This window comes from Deltaproteobacteria bacterium (genome assembly GCA_016931625.1).
In the GTDB taxonomy this organism is placed as follows: Bacteria; Myxococcota; XYA12-FULL-58-9; order XYA12-FULL-58-9; family JAFGEK01; genus JAFGEK01.
On sequence record JAFGEK010000201.1, the window covers coordinates 1 to 2,638 of the forward strand.

Below are 2,638 nucleotides of genomic sequence, written 5' to 3' on the forward strand. Positions count from 1 at the left end.
ATTAGCACCAATGAAATTGAAGATGGCGCAGTAACCGCAGCCAAACTTGCAGTTGGCGCGATAACTAGTTCTGCGTTAGGGGCTGGTTCGGTTGGCTATGAAAACATTGCTGACGGTGCAGTTAGTGCTAGCAAAGTGAACTTTAACTATGCTGGTAGTGATTCACCCGGTGGGGTGGCAACTTCGGCGAAAACTGCCAACACTGCCAATTCAGCAAGTACGGCAGGTACGGCAAATGATGTAACCTTTAATTATGCTGGGAGTAACAGCAAAGGCGGGGCAGCTACAAGTGTTGCAGCTAATGCCGTTGGTAGTGATCAAATTGCTGAGGGGGCGGTGACCGGGGCGAAATTGGGGTTAACATTTAGTAATGTGTCTGCAGTAACTGATTCAGGTAATTCAAAGAATGTTCCCATTACTGGAGTAAAAGTTTGTTTCCTAACTCAAGTACATATTAATGGAGTAGGGGAGTGTGTGGTGTATCCAAACAACGATGGAAGTTGGACATTACATGCAGGAAAATTGTCTAACGGTAGTGGGTTTGCATCATGTTCTGCTTGGTGTTTTTAAATTGCTTCTTAATAGTTAATATGTCTTTGTGCGATATATGAGAAAACCAATTATTTGGGTTAATAATTTGCTCGCCTGGGGTTGCTCCAGGCGAGTAAATTTGCAGCGCATCTTTTTTTATGCAATTTTAATTATTGGTGCAGCATACCGTCTTGACCGTATTAACAAACCATTAATAGATCATCATAGTTGGCGTCAGTGTGATACGGCAGCAATCGCTGCGAATTTTTTAGAAGAAGACGCCAATATTATGCATCCTCGCATTGATTGGCGAGGCACTACTAACGGTGAAGTTGAATGGAATTTCCCATTATTTCCTTATTTAGTTTCATTAGCATATCGCGTTTTTGGACGTCATGATTTTTTAGGGCGCTTATTATCAGTATTTTTTTCTCTTGGGGCTTTGAGTTTGCTTTACCTTTTTGCCCGACGCATTATAGGTACAAGTGCAGCGTTAGTGTCAGCATTTTTCTTTGCGGTTAATCCACTAGCAATTTATTTTGGCAGAACATTCATGCCTGAGGCGCTTTTAGTCTTTTGTGCTATTGGTTTCTTATTAGCAATAGACCAATGGGCAGAGCATCAACGACGCAAAGATTTGTTATTAGCTATAGTCGCAATGACTTGCGCTGGCTTAGTTAAAATAACATTCGGTATTTTAATTTTACCCGCAATATTTTTAGTAACACGAAGGCGAGGTTTAAAAGGCTTACTAGATTATCGTCTTTGGATTGGTAGTAGTATTATCCTTGGTGCAGTAGTTGCATGGTATTGGTATGCACATCAACTTGGCGCTGCAACTGGACTTACCTTTGCTCCAATATGGAATTTTGGTACTGATAAATGGGGTAACTTTGCAATACTTACAAATGTTGCCTTTTGGCGAACTATCTATGAGCGATTTTATGACTTTGTTACACCATCTGGTTTTTTATTTATTGCTGGTGCCGGGCTTATTTTAACAGTAAAAAATACGAATTATCGTTGGCTATCAGCTTTTATCATTGGTGGGGTAATACATCTTCTATTGATTGCTGCTGGTCATCAAGCACATACATATTATCAAATTGTATTTATTCCGATGGTTGCTTTGCTCATTGGCCTTTTCGTTCAGATTTATGTTAATCATTTTTATCAATTACCAAATAATTTAAGAGTAGCTGGAGTTTTTATACTCGTAGTGCTTTCTACCTGGGGACTTTATACAGGGCAGAAATCATTAAGGCGTATGCATGCCAATCGAGGCGATTATGTGGCAGCAGGTCAAAATATAGCTGCGATTACTTCACCACAAGAAAGAATCATTTCGGTGAGTTCATGCTGTATGCCTGAGGCACTATATTACTCACGACGAAAAGGGTGGCATGCAAATGTAGTTGCAGATCCAAAAGAATGGGTGATCGCAAGACGTAATGAGCAAGCACGCGCCGCAGTATTATTAACTTCTTATAGCACATCAGTGGATGAGTTTATCTGTTCAAATAATTTGGCCAAATATTTAACCGAAAACTTCCCCAACACTTCGAGAGGCAAAAATTATTTGGTTTTAGATTTGCATCCAGAACCACAACAATCTAAGACAAATAAAGTTAGTTGCCTACCGCAATAATTAAGACCCCATATCTAAAGTGTCCATATCTAAAGTGTCAAACGTTAAAAAAAGTGTCGCAAAATGCGACACTCATCATTTTTCAATCAACGAAAGAAGAAATATAGCTTGATTTTACTTAATTTTTTCGGTCAGTGAGCTTGGCATCATATTTGCTTTATATAATTGTCAATGGCTATCAATGCAGCCAAATGTAACCAAAACTTATTGGGGAGTTATGCTATGGGTAGGCCACTAAGATTTTATAAAACTGATGCCATCTACTTTATAACCGGACGTTGTTTGCAAGCACGTCTGCTTCTACGTCCTTCGAAACACACCAATAATATTATTGCCGGTGTATTAGCTAAGGCACTTGATCGTTTTGCTGATATCGAACTTTACGCTTTTGTTTTTGTAAGCAATCACTTTCATATGTTGCTTAGCAGTCAAAAGGGACACATCGCTAAATTCATGCAA

General features: G+C 39.3%; 3 protein-coding genes. All 3 read left to right on the plus strand.

Annotated elements, in window-relative coordinates:
• A partial coding sequence (locus tag JW841_16845; protein MBN1962602.1) for a hypothetical protein occupies positions 1-570 on the plus strand: 570 nt, incomplete at its 5' end.
• 37 nt (positions 571-607) lie between these two features.
• Positions 608-2,179 (plus strand): glycosyltransferase family 39 protein, encoded by a 1,572-nt coding sequence (locus JW841_16850; GenBank protein MBN1962603.1) that lies wholly within the window; start codon positions 608-610, stop codon positions 2,177-2,179.
• Positions 2,180-2,401: 222 nt separating this feature from the next.
• On the plus strand, positions 2,402-2,638 hold a 237-nt coding region (locus JW841_16855), incomplete at its 3' end, for a hypothetical protein (GenBank protein MBN1962604.1).